Origin of the sequence: Tessaracoccus sp. ZS01, assembly GCF_022342445.1 — a bacterium.
In the GTDB taxonomy this organism is placed as follows: Bacteria; Actinomycetota; Actinomycetes; order Propionibacteriales; family Propionibacteriaceae; genus Arachnia.
This window is the reverse complement of the sequence record NZ_PQFE01000041.1, coordinates 1-252: the sequence shown is the minus strand read 5'-3', so window position 1 is coordinate 252 and position 252 is coordinate 1. Positions and strand designations below refer to the sequence as shown.

At 62.3% G+C, this 252-nt stretch carries 1 pseudogene; it reads left to right on the top strand.

What is annotated here, in order from left to right:
• A pseudogene (locus C3E87_RS14490) lies at positions 1-127 on the top strand (IS3 family transposase); the annotation flags it as partial.
• Between the last annotated feature and the right edge of the window lie 125 nt (positions 128-252).

Genomic DNA, 252 nt, shown 5'->3' with positions numbered 1-252 from the left:
GCAGGTCGCGCGGGAGTTGGAGATCAATGAGAGCTCGCTGGGCTACTGGGTCAAGATCTACCGGGAACAGCACCCTGACCCGGCGAAGGCCCCGCCCCCGGTGGAGGCGGCCCGCCTGGCCGCGTTGAGCTGAGGGATTGATTCCGGACCATGGACCCGATTGGTAGGGTATCGGGAGGAATGGAATGGATTACTAATGACGCGTAGGAAGTTCAGCCCTGAGTTTCGGGAGCAGGCGGTCCGTCTGGTTCT